Origin of the sequence: uncultured Aquimarina sp. (assembly GCF_947496855.1) — a bacterium.
Classification (GTDB): domain Bacteria; phylum Bacteroidota; class Bacteroidia; order Flavobacteriales; family Flavobacteriaceae; genus Aquimarina.
In genome coordinates this window covers 1-220 of record NZ_CANMED010000045.1, presented here as the reverse complement: position 1 = coordinate 220, position 220 = coordinate 1, and the positions used below count along the sequence as shown (strand labels likewise).

Here is a 220-nt window from a genome sequence, read left to right as displayed (position 1 = left end):
CCGCTGTATAGGTCAGTACTAATGGCGTGGTCGTTGTAACACTAAGTCCACTCCAACTGATCAATCCTCCACTCTCACTTCCGCTATTACTAATACTTCCAATGGTAGTATAACCATCGGGAACCGTATCCCCAACACCAACTCCGGTAGCATCATTGGCACCTGCATTGCTGACTGTAACACTAAAAGTGACCGTATCACCGGCACTAATCGTTGTACT

1 protein-coding gene is annotated in these 220 nt (G+C 46.8%); it reads right to left on the bottom strand.

The features are described 5' to 3' along the window. Window positions 1-220 (bottom strand): hypothetical protein (locus tag Q0921_RS25000; protein WP_299261902.1); only part of this gene is annotated, 220 nt, incomplete at both ends.